Origin of the sequence: Pseudoduganella sp. SL102, assembly GCF_027856995.1 — a bacterium.
Taxonomy (GTDB): Bacteria; Pseudomonadota; Gammaproteobacteria; order Burkholderiales; family Burkholderiaceae_D; genus Rugamonas; species Rugamonas albidiflava.
Window position 1 is genome coordinate 2,994,401 of record NZ_CP115554.1, and the last position, 23,376, is coordinate 3,017,776.

At 64.1% G+C, this 23,376-nt stretch carries 20 protein-coding genes, 1 tRNA gene and 2 pseudogenes; 14 read left to right on the top strand and 9 right to left on the bottom strand.

Annotated elements, in window-relative coordinates; translation table 11 throughout:
* Positions 1–385: 385 nt before the first annotated feature.
* Entirely contained in the window at positions 386–2,602 is a 2,217-nt protein-coding gene (locus OU994_RS12855; protein ID WP_281611050.1) for a bifunctional SulP family inorganic anion transporter/carbonic anhydrase, read from the top strand.
* On the opposite strand, the gene OU994_RS31650 is transcribed toward OU994_RS12855, so the two are convergent.
* Both OU994_RS31650 and OU994_RS31655 read right to left on the bottom strand, forming a co-directional pair.
* Positions 2,569–2,898: a DUF72 domain-containing protein gene (locus OU994_RS31650; RefSeq protein ID WP_307731886.1), complete on the bottom strand. Its 330-nt coding sequence runs from the start codon at positions 2,896–2,898 to the stop codon at positions 2,569–2,571. The genes OU994_RS12855 and OU994_RS31650 overlap by 34 nt on opposite strands.
* Positions 2,899–2,941: 43 nt before the next feature.
* Positions 2,942–3,370 (bottom strand): annotated as a pseudogene (locus OU994_RS31655) (DUF72 domain-containing protein); the annotation flags it as partial.
* 126 nt (positions 3,371–3,496) lie between these two features.
* Here OU994_RS31655 and OU994_RS12865 point away from each other — a divergent pair.
* The gene (locus OU994_RS12865) at positions 3,497–4,063 is read left to right on the top strand and encodes a DUF1439 domain-containing protein (protein ID WP_281611051.1); all 567 of its coding nucleotides are present in this window, start codon (positions 3,497–3,499) and stop codon (positions 4,061–4,063) included.
* A gap of 105 nt (positions 4,064–4,168) precedes the next feature.
* Entirely contained in the window at positions 4,169–4,927 is a 759-nt protein-coding gene (locus tag OU994_RS12870; protein ID WP_281611052.1) for a tetratricopeptide repeat protein, read from the top strand.
* Between the two features lie 53 nt (positions 4,928–4,980).
* On the opposite strand, the gene OU994_RS12875 is transcribed toward OU994_RS12870, so the two are convergent.
* Positions 4,981–5,613, bottom strand: a complete 633-nt coding sequence (locus OU994_RS12875) for a glycoside hydrolase family 19 protein (protein ID WP_281611053.1) — start codon at positions 5,611–5,613, stop codon at positions 4,981–4,983.
* Positions 5,614–5,733: 120 nt separating this feature from the next.
* On the opposite strand from OU994_RS12875, the gene OU994_RS12880 reads away from it, so the two are divergent.
* Together OU994_RS12880 and OU994_RS12885 are read left to right on the top strand one after the other, a co-directional pair.
* A complete protein-coding gene (locus OU994_RS12880) occupies positions 5,734–6,333 on the top strand; it encodes a DinB family protein (protein ID WP_281611054.1) in 600 nt (199 codons plus the stop codon).
* A 339-nt stretch (positions 6,334–6,672) separates the two neighbouring features.
* Positions 6,673–7,809 (top strand): IS481 family transposase, encoded by a 1,137-nt coding sequence (locus tag OU994_RS12885; protein ID WP_281608087.1) that lies wholly within the window; start codon positions 6,673–6,675, stop codon positions 7,807–7,809.
* A 127-nt stretch (positions 7,810–7,936) separates the two neighbouring features.
* On the opposite strand, the gene OU994_RS12890 is transcribed toward OU994_RS12885, so the two are convergent.
* The 3 genes and pseudogenes from OU994_RS12890 to OU994_RS12900 all read right to left on the bottom strand — a co-directional run.
* Complete coding sequence (locus OU994_RS12890; protein WP_281611055.1) at positions 7,937–8,680, bottom strand: UDP-2,3-diacylglucosamine diphosphatase; 744 nt, start codon at positions 8,678–8,680, stop codon at positions 7,937–7,939.
* Between the two features lie 35 nt (positions 8,681–8,715).
* Positions 8,716–9,207, bottom strand: coding sequence for a peptidylprolyl isomerase (locus OU994_RS12895; protein WP_130185100.1), 492 nt, complete (start codon positions 9,205–9,207; stop codon positions 8,716–8,718).
* A gap of 204 nt (positions 9,208–9,411) precedes the next feature.
* A pseudogene (locus tag OU994_RS12900) lies at positions 9,412–9,981 on the bottom strand (peptidylprolyl isomerase); the annotation flags it as partial.
* 274 nt (positions 9,982–10,255) lie between these two features.
* On the opposite strand from OU994_RS12900, the gene cysS reads away from it, so the two are divergent.
* From cysS to OU994_RS12930, 6 genes are all read left to right on the top strand, one after another.
* Positions 10,256–11,641 carry a cysteine--tRNA ligase gene (gene cysS / locus OU994_RS12905; protein ID WP_281611056.1) on the top strand — a complete coding sequence of 462 codons (1,386 nt, stop codon included), beginning with the start codon at positions 10,256–10,258 and terminating at the stop codon, positions 11,639–11,641.
* Complete coding sequence (locus OU994_RS12910) at positions 11,641–12,303, top strand: DNA-3-methyladenine glycosylase (RefSeq protein WP_281611057.1); 663 nt, start codon at positions 11,641–11,643, stop codon at positions 12,301–12,303. Before cysS ends, OU994_RS12910 begins: the two co-directional genes overlap by 1 nt.
* A gap of 72 nt (positions 12,304–12,375) precedes the next feature.
* Positions 12,376–13,350 (top strand): acetyl-CoA carboxylase carboxyltransferase subunit alpha, encoded by a 975-nt coding sequence (locus OU994_RS12915; RefSeq protein ID WP_131146543.1) that lies wholly within the window; start codon positions 12,376–12,378, stop codon positions 13,348–13,350.
* A 155-nt stretch (positions 13,351–13,505) separates the two neighbouring features.
* Positions 13,506–14,888, top strand: a complete 1,383-nt coding sequence (gene tilS / locus OU994_RS12920; RefSeq protein ID WP_281611058.1) for a tRNA lysidine(34) synthetase TilS — start codon at positions 13,506–13,508, stop codon at positions 14,886–14,888.
* A 132-nt stretch (positions 14,889–15,020) separates the two neighbouring features.
* On the top strand, positions 15,021–16,265 hold the full coding sequence (locus OU994_RS12925; protein ID WP_131146541.1) for an aspartate kinase: 1,245 nt from the start codon (positions 15,021–15,023) through the stop codon (positions 16,263–16,265).
* 118 nt (positions 16,266–16,383) lie between these two features.
* Positions 16,384–16,476, top strand: a tRNA-Ser gene (locus OU994_RS12930).
* Positions 16,477–17,145: 669 nt separating this feature from the next.
* On the opposite strand, the gene fahA is transcribed toward OU994_RS12930, so the two are convergent.
* Both fahA and hmgA read right to left on the bottom strand, forming a co-directional pair.
* Positions 17,146–18,456 (bottom strand): fumarylacetoacetase, encoded by a 1,311-nt coding sequence (fahA, locus tag OU994_RS12935; RefSeq protein WP_281611059.1) that lies wholly within the window; start codon positions 18,454–18,456, stop codon positions 17,146–17,148.
* Positions 18,453–19,745, bottom strand: a complete 1,293-nt coding sequence (gene hmgA / locus OU994_RS12940; protein WP_281611060.1) for a homogentisate 1,2-dioxygenase — start codon at positions 19,743–19,745, stop codon at positions 18,453–18,455. Before hmgA ends, fahA begins: the two co-directional genes overlap by 4 nt.
* Positions 19,746–19,837: 92 nt before the next feature.
* Here hmgA and OU994_RS12945 point away from each other — a divergent pair, with 92 nt between their 5' ends.
* Positions 19,838–20,740 (top strand): LysR family transcriptional regulator, encoded by a 903-nt coding sequence (locus OU994_RS12945; protein ID WP_281611061.1) that lies wholly within the window; start codon positions 19,838–19,840, stop codon positions 20,738–20,740.
* Between the two features lie 53 nt (positions 20,741–20,793).
* On the opposite strand, the gene OU994_RS12950 is transcribed toward OU994_RS12945, so the two are convergent.
* Entirely contained in the window at positions 20,794–21,546 is a 753-nt protein-coding gene (locus OU994_RS12950; RefSeq protein ID WP_281611062.1) for an SDR family oxidoreductase, read from the bottom strand.
* 96 nt (positions 21,547–21,642) lie between these two features.
* Between OU994_RS12950 and OU994_RS12955 the strand changes: the two genes are divergently transcribed.
* On the top strand, positions 21,643–22,638 hold the full coding sequence (locus OU994_RS12955; RefSeq protein WP_281611063.1) for an AraC family transcriptional regulator: 996 nt from the start codon (positions 21,643–21,645) through the stop codon (positions 22,636–22,638).
* Positions 22,639–22,711: 73 nt separating this feature from the next.
* A complete protein-coding gene (locus OU994_RS12960) occupies positions 22,712–23,131 on the top strand; it encodes a hypothetical protein (protein WP_281611064.1) in 420 nt (139 codons plus the stop codon).
* The last annotated feature ends 245 nt before the right edge of the window (positions 23,132–23,376 follow it).

The following is a 23,376-nucleotide window of genomic DNA, read 5'->3' on the forward strand; positions in this document are numbered from 1 at the left end:
GTTATTTGCGGGCCTTATCTGACCTGCCAGGCCGCATATTGACTCGATCCGATATTTCAACGATTACAATGAATATATCCTGAATAAAAATATAACTTTCCGGAAATACGTAGTTATACGGACCGCGGAAAATAGCCGATTGCGCGGTGCAAAAAACGCGGTTATATTGTTTCCCCAGAAGGGGCACGTTTGACATTTCCGGGCAATGACAGGAAATGCGGCGGCTTCGCTATTCATTGCCGGTGCAGTGACTCCGTCAGTCGGGAGCATTGCCGCCCACGATTATTCGATAATCGTCGTTTCTTATTACAGATTCGTGGGATGTGGGGCTGGCGCGTACGGCTGATAATGAAATCGAACGCGTATTCCCATGAATATCCATCACTTGAAGCAAGATATCCCGGCAGGGATCGTCGTATTTCTCGTCGCCCTGCCATTATGCCTCGGCATTGCCCTGGCCTCCGGTGCGCCCTTATTTTCCGGGATTATCTCGGGCATCATCGGAGGCATTATCGTCGGGCTGATCAGCGGCTCGCATACCAGCGTCAGCGGGCCTGCGGCGGGCCTCGCGGCCGTCGTGCTGGCGTCCATCACGAAGCTCGGCGCCTTTGAAATCCTGCTGGCCTCGATCGTCGTCGCTGGCGTCCTGCAACTGGCGATGGGCATCTTCCGCGCCGGTTTCATCGCCAACTACGTGCCCTCCAACGTGATCAAGGGCTTGCTGGCGGCCATCGGCATCCTGCTGATCCTGAAGCAGATCCCCCATGCGATCGGCTACGACGCCAACAACGCCGACGAGTACTCGTTCTTCCAGGCCAACGGCGAAAACACGTTCTCGGCCCTGGCCAGCGCCTTCGGCAGCATCACGCCCGGCGCGGTGGTGATCGCCGCACTGTCGATGCTGGTACTGCTGTTCTGGGACCGCACGCCGCTGAAGAACGTCAAGCTGCTGCCGGCGCCGCTGTTCGTGGTGGTGCTGGGCGTCGCGCTGCACGCGCTGTTCAGCCGCTATGTGCCGGGCCTGAGCCTGGCGCAGTCCCACCTGGTCGAGATCCCGCCGGTGGACGTGGCCAACCTGGGGGCCTACCTGAACTTCCCGGAACTGCGCCACTTCGCCAACCCGGATGTCTGGTTCGTCGGCGCCACGATCGCCATCGTGGCTTCGCTGGAAACGCTGCTGAACCTGGAGGCGGTGGACAAGCTCGACCCGCACAAGCGCGAATCGCCACCGAACCGCGAACTGGTCGCCCAGGGCGTCGGCAATATCTGCGCCGGCCTGCTGGGTGGCTTGCCGGTCACGTCCGTGATCGTGCGCAGTTCTGTCAACATCCAGACCGGTAACGCAACCAAGGTGTCCGCCGTGTTCCATGGCGTGCTGCTGCTGGCCGCCGTGCTGGTGCTGAGCCCGCTGCTGAACCAGATTCCGCTGGCCGCGCTGGCCGCGATCCTGATCATGACGGGCTACAAGCTGGCCAAGCTCACGCTGTTCCGCGACATGTACGCCAGGGGCGCCTCGCAGTTCGTGCCGTTCGCGGTCACCGTGGGCGCCATCGTGCTGACCGACCTGCTGATGGGCGTGCTGATCGGCCTGGCCGCCAGTCTGTTCTATCTGCTGCGCAGCAACTTCCGCAATCCCTTCGCGATCGAGCAATACCGCCTGCACATCGGCGAGGTGATCAAGATGGAACTGCCGAACCAGGTATCGTTCCTGAACAAGGCCACCATCAAGGCGGCGCTGTGGGAAGTGCCGTCCGGCTCGAAGGTGCTGATCGATGCCAGCAACGCCGACTACATCGACAGCGACGTGCTGGAAACGATCCAGGATTACCAGGTGGTGGCTTCCGAGCGCGACGTGCAGCTGAACGTGATCGGCCTGCGCGACGAATACAGCCTGGCCGACCCGATCCAGTTCGTGCCCGCGCTGGACAAGGAAACCCAGACCCGGCTGCAGCCTGCCGAAGTGCTGCAACTGCTGAAGGATGGCAACGAGCGCTTCCAGGCCGGCCGGTGGATCAAGAAATACTACCTGCACCAGGTGGATGCCACCGCCGGCGGCCAGCACCCGATGGCGGTGGTGGTCAACTGCATCGATTCGCGCACGTCGCCCGAAATCATCTTCGATGCCGGGCTGGGCGACCTGCTGACGATCCGCATCGCCGGCAACGTGATCAGCGATGAAATCATCGGCAGCCTGGAAATCGCCCACAAGCTGGGTGCCAAGCTGATCGTCGTGAAGGGCCACTCCAGCTGCGGCGCGGTCGGCCTGGCGCTGAAGAACGAGCATGCGCACAGCATCGGCACGATCACGGGCAAGATCCAGGCATCGATCTGGCAGTGCCAGTGCGCCAGCCATGGCGCGCCGGCTGGCCAGGCTCCGACCGGCAAGGAATTGCTGGAACGGGTCACGCGCCAGAACATCGAGAATTCGCTGGCCGAGATCATCAATGGCAGCGAATACCTGCGCGGGTGCATCGAGCGGGGCGAGATGGGGCTGGTCGGCGCCTACCACGACATCGCCACGCGGGCCGTGCAGTTCGGCGAGCTGGTCACGCCGGACCGCTTCGACGACTACCGTTCCGACCGTTCCGGGCTGGCCGCGTGATCCGGTAGTTCCAGGCCCAGCAACTCCAGTGCATTCGCCGTGGCCGCGCCGCTCGCGGTGTTGTCCAGGATGCACCACGAGGCGGGGTGCCGCGCCAGCCAGGCGCGCACCTCGTCCATCCGTTCCGGTGTATAGCGCGAGTAGTAAATGCGTGGATTGCCGTGCAGCCGAACGTACGCCGGCGCGGCCGTCGGCTCGAACGGCCCCGTATAGCCGACCACCGGGTCGGCCAGCACGCGCGTCACGCCAGCTTGCCGCAGCAGGCCCGTGGCCGCGGGCGTAAAACCAGCTGGCATGGCGCGCTTCGCAGGCGATCAGGCAGCTGAACCGCTCGTGCAGCGCATCGAACAGTGCGCCCGCCGCGGGCGCGTCCAGCGCCAGGCTGGGCGGCAATTGCACCAGCACCGCGCCCAGCCGGTCGCCGAGCGCGCCGGCTTCTCCGGCAAATCGGGCCAGCAATTCATCGATACCCTGCAGTTTCGCCTCGTGCGTGATGGTGCGCGGCAGCTTCACCGAGAAGCGGAAGTGCGCCGGCGTCGAAGCGGCCCAGCGTTCGTACGTCTTGGGCTGGTGGGGCCGGTAGAAGCTGGTATTGATCTCGACCGCGTTGAACACGGCCGCGTAGCGTGCCAGGTGGCTGCCCTCCGGTGGGAAGGCTTCCCACGTCTCGCGCGGCAGGCTCCAGCCGGCGGTGCCGACATAGGTCGAGAAGCCAGCGGAAGAGTCAGCGAACAAGTCAGCGAACAAGTCAGCGGAAATCGGTTGCATGGATGAACGGTACGCGGCCGGCTCCGGCGCGACCGTACGCTCCCGCACACGGGCGCACCGTTACCTTTTTTTACACACCCGCCACCCCGATCGGCTATCATCCGCACTCTTTGCCATGAGGGTTGTATGCAGACGATTTCCAGGCCGCGACGCGGATTGTTACTCGTGCCGCTGGTTGCGGCCGCATTGCTGGCAGGCTGTGCCGGCCTGACGGGGCCACGCGAAGTCGAGGTGCCGCTCGAGCGCCTGCAGCGCGGGCTGGAGGAACGCTTCCCGCTGGAGCAGCGCGCACTCGGCGTGTTCGAGCTGCAGCTGTCCCGGCCGCGGCTGGCCATCCTGCGCGACAACGACCGGCTGGGCTTGTCCGCCGATGTCGCCGTCACGTCGCCATTGCTGCGCTCCGGCTTGCAGGGCAGCGTGGTGCTGTCCGGCCGCCTGCAAGTGGACAACGTGCGCAACGCGGTCGTGCTGAGCGATGCCCGGATCGACGACTTCTCGGTCGCCGGCGCCGCCGCGCCCATCCAGGGCCAGCTCACCGCGGCGGCCAACGTCGTCGTCGACCGCCTCGTGCGCGACGTGCCGGTCTACCATTTCCGGCCAGATGAGTTGCGCTACCTCGGCGTGCAGTACGTGCCGACGACGATCCACACCACGCGCAATGGCCTGAACGTACGCTTCGAACCGGTCAAGTGATCGCCGGATCGGCTGGCAAGCGTCAAGCCATTGCCTTGCACCTGATAAGTTGTACGGAGGAATCGAAATCCCTACAATGAGCGCACGTCGAACAGTGGAGGGGTGATGTCGATCCTGGTAATCGGGCTGCACGTGCTCATCGCGATTTTCTTCGCCGTGCATGCGATCCGCAGCCGGCAACAGGTGCCATGGCTGCTGATCCTGTTCATGATCCCGCTGCTGGGCGCGTTGTTGTACTACGTCGGCGTCTACCTGCCGAGCTGGCGGCGCGAACAGCGCGACCGTAAGTCCGCCGCAGGGGCCGCGCAGGCCTTCGATCCCGTCCGCGCGTTACACGACGCCCAGGCCGCCTTCGATTTCGCCCCTACCGCGCATAACCAGATGCGCCTGGCCAACGCGCAACTGCAGGCCGGCGACGCCGAGGCCGCCGCTGCCACGTTCGGCGCATTCCTGCAAGGCGCCTTCGCCAACGATCCGGACATTCGCCTCGGCGCAGCGCGCGCCACGCTGGCCTGCGGGCGGCATGCCGAAGCGATCGCGCACCTGGAGGACTTGCGGCGCGCCGATCCCGACTATCGCCCCGAACAGACGACGTTACTGCTGGCGCGCGCCCTTGCCGGCGTGGGGCGCCCCGCCGATGCGCGCGCCGAGTTCGAAGCCGCCGTGAAACGCCACGGCAGTTTCGAGGCCAAGGCCGAATTCGCGATCTGGGCGGCGCAGGCCCGCGAATTCCAGCTGGCCCACCGCCTGCAGAATCAACTGCATTCGACCATGGACCGCTGGGATCGCCACACGCATGCGATGAACCTGCCGCTGATCCGCCGGCTCGAGGCGGCGTTTGCCGAGGTGCCGCGGCATCGGTAGTGAAGAAGGGCCGGTGGGGCAAGCGTGCGCGGCCGTGACTGCCGCGCCTCCGGTTACGCCATGCTGTCGCGCAGCCGCTTGTAGGCCGCCAGCCTTTCCTTCAGCCCCACGGTACCGCCATTGATACGGCGCGTGATTTCCACGAAGTCTTCCAGGTCGCCATCGGGCTTGTCGTGGTCGGCCAGTGCGTTCAGGCCGCGGCTGTCCCAGAACCACGCCGCCGACAGCGCCGCCACTTCCTTCGATACCAGCCTGTCCGGCACACCCACCAGGTCGAGCCCGAGCGCGTCACCGGCCTGGTGGTAATTGCTGCGGCCGGTCAGCTGGATCAGGCCGCGGCCGCGGAAACGGAAGCCGTCGCCGCTGGCTTCGTCGCCATTGCCCATCCGCCGCGCATAGACGAAGTTCGCCAGGCGCTCCGGATTCTGCACGAACGGCGTGGCGCTGGCTTCGTTGGGAAAGCGCTTCGGCCAGACAGCCATCAGCCGCGCCGGCGTGCGGTAGGACAAGGATTCCTCGAGCCGGTTGAAGTGGCCCGATTCATGGCTCGTCTGCGCGAGAAAGGCGCAGACGCGGTCGCGCGTGGTGATGTGAAAACGATTCAATGCGCTATCGAGCGCGGCGGCCCAGTCGTCCGCATCCCTGCAGTCGGGGAATGCCCGCCGCAAGGTTTCTCCATTCAGCATGATGGCTCCTCAGGACCGGACACGGCTGTGCCCGGGTTGTCATGGCTGCTCCATCATCCAGCTTATTTCGCCTTGCGTCTTTTTCAAGTAACCTCGCTATCTTTTCGCGAGGAGTGCCACATGCCGACCCATCCGTTTTCGCGGTACCTGCTGGCCCAGGCCTACAACAATGCGTGGGCCGACCACCGGCTGCTGCGTGCCTGCGGCGCCCTCACGCAAGCCGAGTTCGAGGCCACGGGCCGCACGAGCTTCTTCCCCGGCATCCGCCATACGCTGAACCACAACCTGACCGTGCAGCGCTTATATCTCGATGCGCTGTGGCGCGACTGGCATGGCGAACCGCCGCACCCGGACTACCAGAGCTTCTTCGAGCCCGAACAGCCTTACGCCACCTGCGCGGCGCTCTGGCAGGCACAGCGGGAAAGCAATGACTCCCTGATCGCATATTGCGCCGGACTGAGCGACGACGAGCTGGACGCCCAAGTCGTCATCGACCGTGGCGACGAGCTGCAGATCGATACCCGCCAGCGTCTGTTGGCGCATCTGTTCCAGCACCAGATCCACCACCGCGGCCAAGTGCACGCCATGCTGGCCGGCACCCCGGTCGCACCGCCGCAACTGGATGAGTTCTACTCGTCGGGCGAAGCCGGCCTGCGCGCCCGCGACTTCGCCGAACTGGGCTGGACCGAAGAGCAGGTGTGGGGCGAGCAAACGCCGTAATAAAAAAACCGGTGACAGGCTCCGATTAAAAAACGGTGACAGGCTCCGATTAAAAGCTTGGCAGGAACAAGTTCCGCTTGGGCTTCGATAAGGCAACCCCCGGAAGTTCGCACTTGGGGTACTTGGGGTAGTAGCGGGGCGCTCAAAAATCGGAGCCTGTCACTAATGCCGTTAAGTTAAGCGATACTTGATATACGAAAGCGCATGCATTCCCCCCCAACAGCGAAGGGCTGGGGTCAGACCCGTCGGGTGTTTTGTCGGGACACATGGGTAACATCTGTCGGGAGACATAGGTAACACCTTTTATGATCATTGCACATCCATTAACGGGAGCGTGCAATGCCTTGGAAGGAGTCCACCTCTATGTCATCCCGACTGGAATTCGTGCTGCTCGTACTGAGCGCTTCGGCAAACATCGCTGAGCTTTGCCGCCGATTTGGCATCAGCCGCAAGACTGCTTACAAGTGGTTGGAGCGTTATCATGCTGAAGGCGAAGGGGGCCTGCAGGATCGCTCACGGCAGCCGCATTGTTCGCCCTGCACCGCTGACGGTGAGCTTGAGATGCAAGTTCTGGCGTTGCATTTTGAGTACCCGTACTGGGGAGCTCGCAAGCTTTGCGCGCTACTGCCGGATACGGTCAAGCGGCCCCATCACAGCACCGTTCATGCGATCTTGCAGCGCCATGAGTGCCAGGTTCTTGGCGTGCCGATTAGTCAGAGCGTCGTGTTCAAGCGCTTTGAGCATGAGTTGCCCAATGACCTTTGGCAGATGGACTTCAAAGGACACTTTGCACTGACAGACACAGCTGCGGGTCGGTGTCATCCGCTGACAATTTTAGATGACCACTCGCGATTTAGCCTATGTATCGCTGCTTGCGGTAACGAACGCTACGCCACTGTGCGCACGGCATTGCAGTCGACATTTGAGCGTTACGGAATGCCTGCTCGCTTCACCGCCGACAACGGCCCGCCATGGGGCAGCACAGGTCTCATCGGACTGACAAAGCTTGAGGTATGGCTGGCACGGCTGGGTATTGCTGTGGGCCACAGCAGGCCAAACCATCCGCAGACTCAAGGTAAGGATGAGCGTTTCCATCGAACCTTGAAACTTGAGGTAATAGGGCGAAGAGGCTACGGCTCGCTTGCTCAGTGTCAGAGCGCGTTCGATGCTTGGCGCGAGATCTATAACGCTGTACGACCTCACCAATCGCTCAATCAGCAGCCACCGATTAGCAGGTACCGGTGTAGCGGCAGGTCCTTTCCATCGGTCCTGCCACCTGTCGAATACCTCCCCGATGACCAGATCAGGAAGGTCGACAAGAACGGCTACCTCTCCTACGGCCATCACCGCTACTTCGTCGGCGAAGGCCTGCATGCTGAATCTGTGGCGATCCGTCCAACTTGCACCGACGGTCTACTGGAGGTCTTCTTCTGCAAACATAAAGTTCGGGAGATAGACCTCCAGAATCCGTCGTAACATAGGTCCATGATGTGTAACCCATGTCTCCCGACATGTGTTACCTATGTCCCCCGACCATACACCCGGCGGGTCTGACCCCGGAATTTGCACTTGGGGTGGCTTATCTAAGCGGCATTAGAGCCTGTCACCGGTTTTCCACGCTGCCGTCCAGCGCGTGCCGCGTGATCGCGCCATCGTCGCCGATCGCGATCCAGCCGCCGCGCGGCGGCAAGGATTCCGGCTCCCAATCCGGCAGCACGTAGCGCAGCTTGCCGCCGCGGCTGTGCAGGGCAGGGCGGTGCGTGTGGCCGTGGATCATCACGTCGGCGCCGGTTTGCGCGAAGACGTCGTCGATGGCCTGCGGCGTCACGTCCATGATCTCGTAGGATTTTTCGCCCTGGTCCTTGCGGCTGTTGTCGCGCAGGCCGGCGATGATCGCCTTGCGCTGCGCCAGCGGCATGGCCAGGAATTGCTGCTGCCAGCCGGGCTGGCGCACTTGCGCGCGGAAGGCCATGTACTTGACGTCGTCGGTGCATTGCGCGTCGCCATGCACGAGCACGATGCGGCGGCCATGGTCTTCGATGAGCCAGGTTTCCGGCAGCAGGGTCAGGCCGGCGGCGGCGGCGAAACGTTCGCCGACGAGGAAATCGCGATTGCCGGCGATCCAGAAGACCTCGACACCGCCATCGGCCAGCGTGCGCAGCATGGCCGCGATACGGGCGTGGAAGGGATCGTCCAGGTCGTCGTCGCCGGCCCAGTATTCGAAGAGGTCGCCCAGCAGGTAAAGCCGCTGGGCGAAGCGGGCCCGCTCATCGACGAAGCGCACGAAGGCTTCGGTCAGCGCGGGCCGGTCGACCTGCAGGTGCAGGTCGGAGATAAACAAGATCAAGGCAAAAACAAAGCTTGAAGCAAAGGTCGACGCAATTAAGCCGCTTCGACTTTTTCGATGATCACGTCTTCCACCGGCACGTCGGCGAACATGCCGCTGCGCGTGGTCTTCACCTTGCGGATTTCATCGACGACTTCCTTGCCTTCGGTGACCACGCCGAACACGGCATAGCCCCAGCCGTCCTGGCCCGGGTAGTCGAGGAAGCTGTTGTTCTTCACGTTGATGAAGAACTGCGCCGAGGCGGAGTGCGGGGCCGAGGTACGGGCCATCGCCAGCGTGTACGGCTCGTTCTTCAGGCCATTCTTGGCTTCGTTTTCCACGGTCTGGTCGGCCGGCTTCTGCTTCATGCCCGGCTCGAAACCGCCGCCCTGGATCATGAAGCCATCGATCACGCGGTGGAAGATGGTGTTGTCGTAGTGGCCGGCCTTCGCATAGTTCAGGAAGTTCTCGACAGTCTTCGGCGCTTTTTCAGCGTCCAGCTCGGCAACGATCTTGCCCTTGTTCGTGGTGATGGTAATGGTGGTCATGGTCTTTTCCGTTGATTTGCAAGAGTATTCAGAAGAGGGCCGCGATATTACAGCAGCCCATGGCAAAACGCTATTTTACTGTGCCGGCGCCGGCGCTGCTCCGGACGCCGCGTCCGGCGCGGCCGCCGGCTGCGGTTCCGGCTGCGGCTGGGGTTCGGCCTGCGGCTGCGCGGCCTGGCCCGGCGGCTGCTTCGGTTCGATCGGCTTCTTCAGCACGGTGGCCGACTTGACGATGATCGGCGTGACCGGCACGTTCTGGAACACGAAGCTCTTGTCGTCCACCAGCACGCCCTTGATCTTGTCCACCACTTCGTAGCCGGAAATCACGCGGCCGAACACGGTATAGCCCACGCCGTCGAAGTTCGGATAGTCCAGCGCCATGTTGTCGGCCACGTTGATGAAGAATTGCGACGTGGCCGAGTTCGGGTTATCCATGCGCGCCATCGCCACCGAGTACATCACGTTGTTCAGGCCATTCTTCGATTCGCTGGGAACCGGCGGGCGCGTGGGCTTGCCCTTCAGGTCCTTCGTGTAGCCGCCGCCCTGGATCATGAAGCCGTCGATCACGCGGTGGAAGATGGTGTCCTTGTAGAAGCCGCTCTTCACATACGCCAGGAAATTCGCCACCGACTTCGGCGCTTTTTCCTGGTTCAGCTCCAGCACGATCTCGCCGGCGGTGGTTTTCAGCGATACCTGCGGGTTGGCGGCGAACACCGAACCGGACAGCAGCAGCCCGGCAATCATGGTTCTGTAGTGCAGCTTATTGTTGTGCATGTTCCTGTCTTTCTTGCAGGGTGGATATTGAGCCCAGGTCATTTTATCAATGCTATACTTGGCGACGGCTTCCATTCTAGACCGTTCAGAGTGGGAAGCAGAACATGAGAACAGCCAGGCACCCTGCAGCGTCGTTTGCGGGGCGCCGGCGAAGAACTACGGCGGGTCTGTCCGACCCCAGGCGATCGAGAAAACCCGGTGCGGCACGTGCGATGCCGGCACCCGGTTTTCTCTTTGTGCGTTGGGGCAGGGCGCCGAAGAAAACAAGAGTCCGATGAGCAACTTAAAGATCTATAACACGCTGGCGCGCGACAAGCAGACGTTCACTCCAATGGAAGCGGGCAAGGTCCGCATGTATGTCTGCGGCATCACGGTCTACGATTACTGCCACGTGGGCCACGCGCGCATGATGATGGCGTTCGACGTCATCTACCGCTGGTTGAAGAAATCGGGCTACGACGTGCAATACGTGCGCAACGTCACGGACATCGAAGACAAGATCATCCGCCGCGCGGTCGACAACAACGAGTCGATCCATTCGCTGACGTCGCGCTTCGAACGCTACATGGACGAGGATACCGAGGCGCTCGGCATCCTGCCGCCGACCGACGTGCCGCACGCCACCGAGTACGTGCCGCAGATGCTGTCGATCATCGAGAAGCTCGAGGCGAAGGGCCTGGCCTACCGTGGCGAGGACGGCGACGTGAACTATGCCGTGCGCGGCTTCGAAGGCTACGGCAAGCTGTCCGGCAAGTCGCTCGACGACCTGCGCGCCGGCGAGCGCGTGGACGTCAACACCGGCAAGCGCGACCCGCTCGACTTCGTGCTGTGGAAGGCATCGAAGGAAAGCGAACCGGCCGAAGTGAAATGGGACTCCAAATGGGGCAGTGGCCGCCCGGGCTGGCACATCGAATGCTCGGCAATGTCCTGCGCGCTGCTCGGCGAACAGTTCGACATCCATGGCGGGGGCCAGGACCTCCAATTCCCGCACCATGAAAACGAGATCGCCCAATCCGAGGGTGCGTTCGGCAAGCCGCTGGCGAACTACTGGATCCACAACGGCTTCGTGCGCGTCGATAACGAGAAGATGTCCAAGTCCCTCGGCAATTTCTTCACGATCCGCGACGTGCTGAAGAAATTCGATGCCGAAGTGGTGCGCTTCTTCATCGTGCGCGCCCACTACCGCAGCCCGCTGAATTATTCCGATGCGCATATCGAGGATGCCCGCGGTGCGCTGACCCGTCTCTACACGGCTCTCGACGGCGTGCAGGGCGACGGTGCGGAACTGGACTGGAACGAGCCGCACGCGCAACGCTTCGCGGAAGCGATGGACGACGACTTCAACACGCCGATGGCGGTCGCCGTGCTGTTCGACCTGGCCTCGGAAGTGAACCGGTCGAAGTCGCCGGAAGCGGTGCGCCAGCTGAAAGGCCTGGCCGCCGTGCTGGGCCTGCTGGAGCGCAACCCGCAGGAATTCCTGCAGGCCGGCGTGGCCGACGGCTTCGGCGAAGTGGCCATCCTGGAAGCGATCGCTGCCCGCGCGGCGGCGAAGAAGGCGCGCGACTTCGCGCAGGCGGACAAGATCCGCGCCGACCTGCTGGCTGCCGGCGTCGTCCTCGAGGACAAGCCCGACGGCACGACGAACTGGCGCCGCGCATAATGGTCCTCCAGTCCAGGGATAAATCGGGCGGCGCGGGCCGCCAGGTGGCCGTGCCGCCATACTGGGAAGAGGCCAAGGCCGAGCTGATGCGGCGCGACCGCATCATGAACAAGCTCATTCCCCAGTTCGGCGACCTGCACCTGGTGGGGCACGACGACCCGTTCACCACCCTGGCGCGCTCCATCGTCAACCAGCAGGTCACGCCCAAGGCCGCCAGCGCGGCATGGCAGAAGCTGCTGGTGGCGATCCCCAAATTCACGCCCGCGCTCGTCATCAAGGCCGGCGCGGAAGAACTGGCCGCGTGCGGCCTCTCCAAGCGCAAGACGGAATACATCCTCGACCTGGCCGACAACTTCAAGGCAAAGAAGGTGCATGCCGGCGAGTGGCACCAGATGGAAGATGAAGCCGTGATTGCGGAGCTGGTCCAGATTCGCGGCATCACGCGCTGGACAGCGGAAATGTTCCTGATCTTTAACCTGCTGCGGCCCAACGTGCTGCCGCTGGACGACCCGCGCCTGATCGCGGGCATCAGCCACAACTATTTTTCCGGCGAGCCTGTTTCCCGCAGCGATGCGCGCGAGGTGGCGGCCAACTGGGAACCGTATCGCACCGTCGCCACCTGGTATTTATGGCGTAGCCTCGATCCTGTTCCGGTAGAATAGCCAAAAAAATTTTGAAGCCTCGCCCGCTCCGCCTGCGCGAGCGCGCCCTGGGTTCATACTCTCGGAGGACCAATGACCAAAACTACTTTCCTCAATTTTGAGCAGCCCATCGCGGAGCTCGATTCCAAGATTGAAGAGCTGCGCTTCGTGCAGGATGATTCCGCCGTCGACATTTCGGAAGAAATCGACCGCCTGGCCAAGAAGAGCCAGCAACTGACCAAGGATATCTACGCCAAGCTCACGCCGTGGCAGGTATCGCAGATCGCCCGCCACCCGCAGCGGCCCTACACGATGGATTACGTGAACGAGATCTTCACGGACTTCCACGAACTGCATGGCGACCGCACGTATGCCGACGACCAGTCGATCGTCGGCGGCCTGGCCCGCTTCAATGGCCAGCCCTGCATGGTGATCGGCCACCAGAAGGGTCGCGACACGAAGGAACGCGCGCTGCGCAACTTCGGCATGCCCAAGCCCGAAGGCTACCGCAAGGCCATGCGCCTGATGAAGGTGGCCGAGAAATTCAACCTGCCGATCTTCACCTTCGTCGACACGCCCGGCGCCTTCCCCGGCATCGATGCCGAAGAACGCGGCCAGTCCGAAGCGATCGGCCACAACCTGTACGTGATGGCCGAACTGAAGGTGCCGCTGATCGCCACCATCATCGGCGAAGGCGGCTCCGGCGGCGCGCTGGCGATCGCCGTCGGCGACTCCGTGCTGATGCTGCAATACGCCACGTATTCCGTGATCTCTCCGGAAGGCTGCGCATCGATCCTGTGGAAGACGGCCGAACGCGCCTCCGAAGCGGCCGAAGCGCTGGGCCTGACCGCGCATCGCCTGAAGGCCATGGGCCTGGTCGACAAGATCGTTTCCGAACCGCTGGGCGGCGCCCACCGCGACCCGAAGGAAATGGCGCGCCTGCTGAAGCGCGCGCTGGCCGATTCGCTGCGCCAGTTCCAGGGCGTCAAGACCAAGGACCTGCTCGAACAGCGCCACCAGAAGCTGATGAGCTACGGCAAGTTCAAGGAAACCACGTCGCCGGAATAATCCGCGACAACGTTGCTTCAAAATGGGAACGGACCGCCGATGGGGTCCGGCCCTGTTCTCCCGCTAGTGCGCCATCACGCATCCTTTCACCCCCATGGCAAACCCTAGGGTCAGACCCGACGGGTCTGACCCTGGCACCTGCCTTTGGGTTCCGCATGAAGTCCCGACACACAAGCCTCCCGCAAGTCTTTGCCGGCGAGGTCTCCAGGCTTCCCCGCGAAGCCGGCCAGCCCATCGCCATCGCCTACAGCGGCGGCCTCGATTCCTCGGTCCTGCTGCACCTGGCGCGTGCCACCCTCGACGATGCGCCGCTGATCGCCTTCCACATCCACCACGGCCTGAGCCCGAACGCGGATGCCTGGGAAGCCCACTGCGCCGCCGAATGCGAAAAGCTCGGCATCACCTTCGCCGCGCGCCGGGTCACGCTGGCGGATCGCAAATCCGGCACCGAAGCCTCGGCGCGCCAGGCACGCTACGCGGCGCTGGGAGAACTGTGCCGCGAACATGGCGTGGCACTGCTGCTGACGGCGCATCACCTCGATGATCAAGCCGAGACGATCCTGCTGCAACTCGCACGGGGCGCCGGCCCGGCCGGCTTGTCCGGCATGGATGCCTTCAACACGGCACCGGGCCTGCTGGGCAGCACCGACATCCTGCTGGCGCGCCCGCTGCTGGAAGCCTCGCGCGCCCAGCTCGAAGCCCACGCGGACGCGCACGGCATCGCGCACATCGACGACGAATCGAACAGCGACACCCGCTACGCCCGCAACGCGCTGCGCCACACGGTGATGCCGGCACTGGCCGTGGCGTTCCCCGGCTACCAGGAGCGCTTTGCCCGCAGCGCCGCGCATGCCCGCTCGGCCCAGCGCCTGCTGACGGAGCTGGCCGAGCAGGACCTGCAGGCCGGGCTGGCGGAGGGCAGCATCGCCGTCGACCACCTGCGCGCGCTGGGCGAAGACCGCCGCAACAACCTGCTGCGCCACTGGTTCGGCGTGCGCGGCATCCGCATTCCTTCCGCCGCGTGGCTGGCCGAGATGATCGCCCAGTTGCTGGAAGCCCGCGATGGCGCGGAGCTGCTCGTCACGCACCCCGACTGCGAAGTGCGCCGCCACCGCGGCCGGGTGCACCTGGTGCCGAAACCGAAGGAACTGGCGGGCGCCGAGGAAGACGAGTACGACGAACGCCCCGTCCAGCACTTCCGCTGGAACGGCGAAGCTTCGATCGCGTTCCCCGACTATGGCGGCACGCTGCATTTCGAGCCGGCGGAGGAGGGCATCGCCGCCGGCTGGCTGCAACAGCAGCAACTGACGATCTCGTTCCGCCGCGGCGGCGAGCGCGTCAAGCTCGCACCGAACCGGCCCACGCGCGGCCTGAAGCAGCACCACCAGTCGCTGGGCACGCCGGCCTGGGAGCGTTCGCGCCTGCCGGTGGTCGGCATTCCGGGCCGACTGTTGTATGCGGCAGGCATCGGCATGGATTGCCATTATGTTGCCACTGACGCGAATTTCCGGGTAGCACTGCGCTGGCAGGCCGAATAAAATTCGGCGACCCATCCATATTCTTATGAGCTTATGCCCTAAGTGTATGACTTCATTACTTTTTTGACTTGTCCTTTTGCATTGCAGCAGGTACAGTAAAAGGCTCTTTACTTCAACCGATTGAAAAACGCAATGGCTTTAATCGTTCATAAATACGGCGGTACGTCGATGGGTTCGACGGACCGTATCAAGAACGTCGCGCGCCGTGTCGCCAAATGGCACGATGCGGGACACCAGGTGGTGGTGGTGCCGTCGGCAATGTCCGGCGAGACCAATCGCCTGATCGCGCTGGCCAAGGAAATCCAGAATCCGCCCGACCCGCGCGAACTGGACATGATCGCCTCGACCGGCGAACAGGTATCCGTCGGCCTGCTGTCGATGGCCCTGCAGGCGATCGGCAAGGCCGCCGTGTCGTACGCCGGCTGGCAGGTCGGCATCAAGACCGACTCCGCGTTCACCAAGGCGCGCATCCAGTCGATCGACGACAAGCGCGTGCGCGCCGACCTGGACCAGAACAAGATCGTGATCATCACGGGCTTCCAGGGCGTGGACGAGAACAGCAACATCGCCACGCTGGGCCGCGGCGGTTCCGATACTTCCGCCGTGGCGATCGCCGCCGCGCTGAAGGCGGACGAATGCCTGATCTACACCGACGTGGATGGCGTCTACACGACCGATCCGCGCGTGGTATCGGAAGCGCGCCGCCTGAAGCACATCACCTTCGAAGAGATGCTGGAAATGGCATCGCTGGGTTCGAAAGTACTGCAGACGCGCTCGGTGGAATTCGCCGGCAACTACCGCGTGCCGACGCGCGTGCTGTCGTCGCTGACCGACCCGCTGATGGACCTGGCCGAGGAAGCCAAGTCCGGTACCCTGATTTCGTTTGAGGAAGACAATATGGAACAAGCAGTCATCTCCGGCATCGCCTTCAACCGCGATGAAGCCAAAATCACCGTGATGGGCGTGCCCGACCGTCCGGGCGTGGCTTACCACATCCTGGGCCCGGTGGCCGACGCCAATATCGAAGTGGACATGATCATCCAGAACCAGTCCGTCGAAGGCAAGACCGACTTCACGTTCACCGTCTCCCGCAACGACTACAACAAGGCGCTGGAAGTACTGGAAGGCCAGAAGGGCGAACTCGGCTTCGCTTCGCTGATCGGCGACGCGAAAGTGTCGAAGATCTCGGTGGTCGGCGTGGGCATGCGCAGCCACGTCGGCGTGGCCTCGCAGATGTTCCGCACCCTGGCCGACGAAAGCATCAACATCATGATGATCTCGACCTCCGAGATCAAGATTTCCGTGCTGATCGACGAGAAATACATGGAGCTGGCCGTGCGCGCGCTGCACAAGGCATTTGAACTCGAAAAAGAGTGAATATTTCAGAAAAAAACCGCCGATTTCCTTGACCAAACAGGTCGCGGCAATTACTATGGCGGGCATCTGATCTGACGCAGAAATGTTGCAGAAAAGATGATAGGTGAGTAATCATCTAGGAGACGTGGCCGAGTGGCCGAAGGCACTTCCCTGCTAAGGAAGCATATGGCTTATACCCGTATCGTGGGTTCGAATCCCACCGTCTCCGCCAGAACAAAGTAAAACGGCCTCCCCTGCGGGAGGCCGTTTTGCTTTGTCTGGACGGAAGACGGTGGGATTCGAAGACCAGGCCCTGCCGGGCCTGGGCTCTCCGAATCGTCCATTCTGCTGGCGCTTGGCGCCAGTTGCGTCTCCGCCAGAACAAAGTAAAACGGCCTCCCCTGCGGGAGGCCGTTTTGCTTTGTCTGGACGGAAGACGGTGGGATTCGAAGACCAGGCCCTGCCGGGCCTGGGCTCTCCGAATCGCCCATTCTGCTGGCGCTTGGCGCCAGTTGCGTCTCCGCCAGAACAAAAGAAAACAGCCTCCCCTGCGGGAGGCCGTTTTGCTTTGTCTGGACGGAAGACGGTGGGATTCGAAGACCAGGCCCTGCCGGGCCTGGGCTCTCCGAATCGTCCATTCTGCTGGCGCTTGGCGCCAGTCGCGTCTCCGCCAGAACAAAGCAAAACGGCCTCCCTTGCGAGAGGCCGTTTTACTTTGTCTGGACGGAGGAGGGTGGGCTTCGAAGACCACGCGCCCGCAGGCGCCGCCGCCTCCGATCGCGCGCTGGGCGCAACCCAGGCGCGGCGGCAACGGCGCTACTCCACTGGGCCGTCGATCCGTGACGCCGGAATCGCGAACGCCCCGGAAAGGGGCGTGCCGGAGGCATGCATCGGCGAGTGATCAGCGGGCGGCGAGCAAGGTGCCGGATGCTTCGCCGAAGCCGATGCGCGGCAAGCCCGGCCGCGTGGCACGGCCGCGCAGCACGACACGATCGCCATCGTCGAGGAAGACGCGCTGCTCGCCATTCGGCAGCGTCAGCGGCTGCTTGCCACCGGCGCTCAGTTCCAGCAGCGATCCGGCTTCCGCCGCTTTCGGGCCGGACTGGGTCCCCGATCCCAGCAAGTCGCCGGGGCGCAGCGCGCAGCCGTTGACGGTATGGTGGGCCACCAGCTGGGCCACGGTCCAGTAGGAGTGCCGGAAGTTCGAGGTCGCAATGACGGCCGGCGCCTGGTCTTCGTGGCGCATGGTTTCCGTTTGCAGCAGCACGTCCAGTTCGATGTCGAAGCCTCCGCTGTCGCGCAGTGCCGGATAGTCCAGGTAAGGCAGCGGCTGCGGATCGGCGGCATCGCGCTGCCAGGCCGCGCGGTAGGGCGCAAGCGCCTCGGTCGTCACGATCCAGGGCGAGATCGTGGTGGCGAAATTCTTCGACAGGAACGGGCCCAGTGGCTGGTATTCCCAGGCCTGCAGGTCGCGCGCCGACCAGTCGTTCAGCAGGCACAGGCCGAAGACGTGCGCCTCGGCGTCGTCAACGGCGATCGGCTCGCCCGCGGCATTGCCGCCGCCGATGAAGATGCCGACTTCCAGTTCGAAATCCATCCGCCTGGCGGGGCCGAACACCGGTTCGGTCTCGGTGGCGCCGCGGGTCTGGCCGCGTGGGCGATGGAACGCCTGGCCGGACACGCCGATCGTGGACGAGCGCCCGTGGTAGCCGATCGGCACCCACTTGTAGTTCGGCAGCAGGGGATTATCGGGCCGGAACAGCTTGCCAACGGCCGTGGCGTGGTGGATCGACGTATAAAAGTCCGTGTAGTCGCCGATGGTGGCCGGCACGGTAAACTCGGCATCGGCCTGCGCGACCAGCAGCTCGGGACGTGGCGGCGCGTCGCTGCGCAGCAGGCGCGACAGGGCAAGGCGCAACGCCGACCAGGCCTGCGGGCCTGCGGCCATCAGTGCGTTCAGGCTGTCGCGGGAGCCTAGCGCTGCAGCCTCGCGGGCGGCCGGATCCGCGCCGGCCAGCGCTTCGCCCAGCGCGGCCAGGTCGACGATCTGGTCACCGATCGCGACGCCACCGCGGTAGGCTTCGCCGCTGCCGGCACGGCGGAACACGGCGAAGGGCAGGTTCTGAATGGGAAAATCAGCACCGGCTTCATTGGCCGATTTGACCCAGCTGGTCAGTGCTGCGTCGTGGGTTTCGTTGAGTTGGATGGTCATGCGCGTGGATCCTTGAAATGCTTGTGGAAGCCCTGCCAGCACTGGTAATAGTCCGGCTGCAACTGGGGCGAGGCGAGGGCGGCGGCGGTGGGGCGAATCACGTCGCGAGTCTCGAACATGAAGGCCATCGTGGCATCGACCTTGTGCGGCCGGGTCGTGTCGGCGACGCTGGCTTTCTCGAACGTGGGGGCATCCGGGCCGTGGCCGCTCATGCAATTGTGCAGGCTCGCGCCGCCCGGGCGGAAGCCCTCCGACTTGGCGTCGTACTGGCCATCGATCAGGCCCATGAATTCGCTGGCCACGTTCCGGTGGAACCAGGGCGGCCGGAACGTGTTCTCCGCGGCCAGCCAGCGCGGCGGGAAGATCACGAAGTCCAGCGTGTCCACACCCGGCGTGTCGCTAGGCGACTGCAGTACCAGGAAGATCGACGGATCGGGGTGGTCATAGCTGATCGAGCCGATCGTGTTGAAGTGGCGCAGGTCGTACTTGTAGGGCGCGTAGTTGCCGTGCCAGGCGACCACGTCGAGCGGCGAATGGCCGATCGCTGCGCGCCACAGGTTGCCGGCGAACTTGGCCACCAGCTCGAAGTCGCCTTCGCGGTCTTCGAAGGCCGCCTGCGGCGTCAGGAAGTCGCGCGGGTTGGCCAGGCCGTTGGAGCCGATCACGCCCAGGTCGGGCAGCCGCAGCAGGGCGCCGAAGTTCTCGCAGACATAGCCGCGCGCCTGGCCATCGGGCAGCATGACCTGGAAGCGCAGGCCGCGCGGGATCACGGCGATCTCCTGGGGTTCCACGTCGACGATGCCCAGTTCGGTGGCGATGTGCAGCCGGCCCTGTTGCGGCACGATCAGCAGCTCGCCGTCCGCGTCATAGAAATAGCGGCCCTCCATCGGCTCGTTCGCGGCGTACAGGTGGATGCCCACGCCCGCGTTGCCGGCCATCGTCACCCAGCCATCGATGAAGTCGGTCGGGGTGTCCGGCATCGGCAGCGGGTCCCAGCGCAACTGGTTCGGCGGCGCCTCCAGCGCACTGAAATCGCTGACGATGCCGCCGTTGTCCAGCCGGGTGAACGGCTGGTGCATGGCCCCGGGCCTGATGCGGTACAGCCAGCTGCGCCGGTTATGCGCGCGCGGCGCGGTGAAGGCGGTGCCGGACAGCTGCTCCGTGTACAGGCCGTAGGGCGCCCGCTGCGGCGAGTTCCGGTGCCGTGGCAAGGCGCCAGGCAATGCTTCGGTGGCGAACTCGTTGCCAAAGCCGGACAGGTAGCCCGGATTCAGGTCGGTCTTGTTCACATCGTCTCCTGGATGAAAGCGTGATGCCACTGTAGACCATTAGCGTGCTGAATGCGAAAATGTCGACTATTCATACTCTAAATAGACGCGACATGGAACTGCGCGACCTGGATCTGAACCTCCTCCTGGTGTTCCAGGAGGTGTTTCGCGAGCGGCAGATTTCCGCCGCGGCGCGCCGGCTGCGCCTCACGCAATCGGCCGTCAGCAACGCCCTCGCGAGGTTGCGCCGCGCCACCGGAGACGACCTGTTCGTGCGCGTTGCCGCCGGCATGCAGCCGACGCCGTATGCGGAGCGCATGGCCGAGCCGGTAGCGACGGCGCTGGCGCACCTGGAACAGGCTTTGGCGCCGGTCCAGGCGTTCGAGCCGGCAACGAGCCGGAGACGCTTCACGATCGCCATGACCGACGTGGGCGAGGTGTATTTCATGCCGCGCCTGGTCGAGCTGTGCGGCGCGGCGGCGCCCGGCGTGCAGATCGCCTCGATACGGGTCGGCACGCCGGGCCTGCGCGAGGAGATGGAAGCGGGCCGCGTCGATCTTGCGATCGGCGCATTCGACGATGCGCCCGAGGCGCTGTACCAGCGCCGCCTGTTCCGGCAAGACCATGTATGCCTGTTCCGGGCAGGGCACCCGCTTGCCGCCGGACCGCTGACGGTCAAGCGCCTGGTCGGCGTGCGGCACCTGGTGGTGGCCGCGCTCGAGAGCCCGTATGACGGCATCAACACGGCATTGCAAAAAGCCGGCATCCTCGGCGCCGCCAGTTTCTCGGTGCCGCATTTCTCGGCCGCCCCGTATATCGTCAGTACCACCGACCTGGTGGTGACGGTGCCGCAGAAACTGGCCGAGCGGGTCGCCGCGCCATTCGGCCTGGTGTACGTGAAATCGCCGTTACCCCTCGCCGCGCTGCAGACGAACGTGTTCTGGCACCGGCGCTACAACCAGGACGAAGGCAACCGCTGGCTGCGCACCCTTGTCGTGGAGGCGTTCGGCGAATAGTGCTATCCGGGGACGGTGTCGAACGTCGCCCTGGCGCTTGTCTTCTCGAACGTTCAGGCGGCTTTTTGCGTCGCTGCGAGCGCCTCCGCGTCCTCGCCAGCCGGCATCCTGAGCGGTGCCGCCGGCTCCGTGACCACCCGCCAAACCGCACGCGCCACATCTTCGGGAAGCGTAACCGGGCCGGGGGCCTGCATCCCGGCGAATACGGTGTCCACGAAGGGCCGGTAGGCCTGCGGCACGTCGCCCTGCATTCGACTGAGCGCCCCCGCGCCGAATCGGGTATCGGGCGCGCGGCCAGGCAGCACCAGGTGGGCGCGAATACCGAGCGGTGCCAGTTCGAGCGCCAGCGATTCGGTAAACGCGTTCACGGCAGCCTTGCTGGCCGTGTAGACGGACAGCAGGGGACGAGGCGCCAGCGTCACTGTCGAGGTGACGTTGACGATCACACCGGCGCCCCGCGCCCGGAACGCAGGCAATACCGCCTGTGTCATCGCGATCGTTCCCAGCGTATTGGTCTCGAACACTTCGCGCGCCGATGCCATCGTGATCGCTTCGAGCGGATTGAGCATCCCGATGCCGGCGTTATTGACCAGGACGTCGACGGCGCCCGCGGCGTCGATGGCGGCGCGGATGCTGGCGGCATCGGTCACGTCCAGCGCCACGATGCGCAACCGGTCCGACTGCGGCAGGAGCGTGGCGTCGGGCGTGCGCATGGTAGCGACGACCTTCCAGTCGCGTTCGAGGAAGTGGCGGGCAATCTCCAGCCCGAAGCCGGACGAGCAGCCAGTGATCAGCACAGTTTTCATGAAGGACTCCAGAAATGGTTGGGATTCCTGAAGGATAGGGAAGATCTCGTAGACCGGCTACAATCCAAAGTCCAGAAAAAGTTTGCAGGAGTCCAGATGGCCGATCCATTGGCGGAAGTAGTCAGCTTGCTGCAGCTTGCTCCGCGTTATGCCAAGGTGGTCGATGCCGCCGGCGCCTGGCGCGTGCAGCGGACGGAAACCGGCCAAGCCTCGTTCTGCGTGATCCTCGACGGTAGCTGCCGCCTGACGGTTGGCGACAGCGACCCGCTGCTGCTGTCGCCCGGAGACTTCGTCCTCATCCCGGCGACTTACGAGTTCGGCATGTCGAGCCTGGTACCGCCGCCCCATCGACACGCCGTGATGCTGCCGGTGCAGCTTGGGCCCGGCGAGTTCCGCCTCGGCGAGCAGCACGGCCCGCCAGAGGTGCGCTACATCGTCGGCTATTGCGAATTCGGCTCCCCGGATGCGGCGCTGCTGGTCTCGCTGCTGCCGAAGTTCATTCACGTGTGCGGCGAGCGCAGGCTGGCCACACTGGCGGAACTGCTGCGCGAAGAGTCGCTCGCCCGGCGCCCGGCGCGCGAGGTCATCATGACCCGCTTGCTCGAGGTGCTGCTGATCGAGGCCTTGCGCTCGGCGCAGGGCACGATGGCATCGCCCGGGCTGTTGCGGGGATTGGCCGACGCGCGGCTGGCGGTCGCGCTTCGCCTCATCCACGCCACCCCGGCACGCGCGTGGACCGTGGCGGCGCTGGCGCAGGAAGCGGCCTTGTCCCGCTCGGGATTTTTCGAACGGTTCAATCAAGCGGTAGGTGTCGCGCCGATGGAATACGTCCTTACGTGGCGGATGGCGCTGGCAAAAGACCTGCTTCGGCGCGGCGACTGCCGGATAGCCCAGGTGGCCGAGCAGGTCGGCTACAGTTCGGCAAGCACCTTCAACGTCGCCTTCACGCGCCATGCCGGCATCACGCCAGCGCGTTATGCCCGTCAAGCTGGCCTGGCGACTGCGCCAGCCAGGTCCGTCTCGTCACACCCGGTCGAGACTCTGGCACATCAATACCCGTCATCGCATCGTCATGCTCATGTCGTAGAGTGACGTGCGGCCGCAATCCGGGCCGGGGAGGGCGCGATACCGCGCCTTTGGGCATGCCGACCTCACCGAATAGCACATGAGCGAACACCTGTCTGCGCCAGTGAACCAGAACGATGCCGTTATCGACAACGCGGTCCCGGAGGATTTTCCCATTCCCGTGGCCGTGCTCGACATGCTGGACGAAGGGCCGGCAAACGCCGGCGACGAAACCGATGCGCGGCGCAACGCCATCGACAACGTCCAGAAAGCGTATGCCGGGCGCTTCGAGGCCTGCCAGGATCTCGCATTGCGGCTGTGCACATTGATCGTCGAACGTGGCCAAGCATCGGCCCTGCCGGCCGCACGGCACCGGCTGCTGGAGCGCTACCGGAGCGCGCTGGCGGCCGCGAAATGGACGTCGGAAGAAGAGGCCACCTGGATCGCCCAGCGGATCGCCTTCCTGCTGAAGTGGGACAAGGTGCCGCTGTTCCGGCATCCGTGGCGTCGTTACTCCTGACTGCCGGCAGGGAGAAATACGCGGCGTATCCAGCCACGCTTTCACGGCTCGGGCATCCCGGCAGGCGGTGGATGCGGATCCTGCCGATGCGCGAACCGCCGCGTTCGATGCAGCCGAGCCGGCGGCACCGAACCGGCTCGACAGCCGGCCGCGGGAAAACGAGGTCCGCCCTGCGTGCTGAGCCGTTGTTTTCGCGCCAATCCCTACTAAGCACAGGAAAAATACCCTAAAGTCACCTTGTCGAC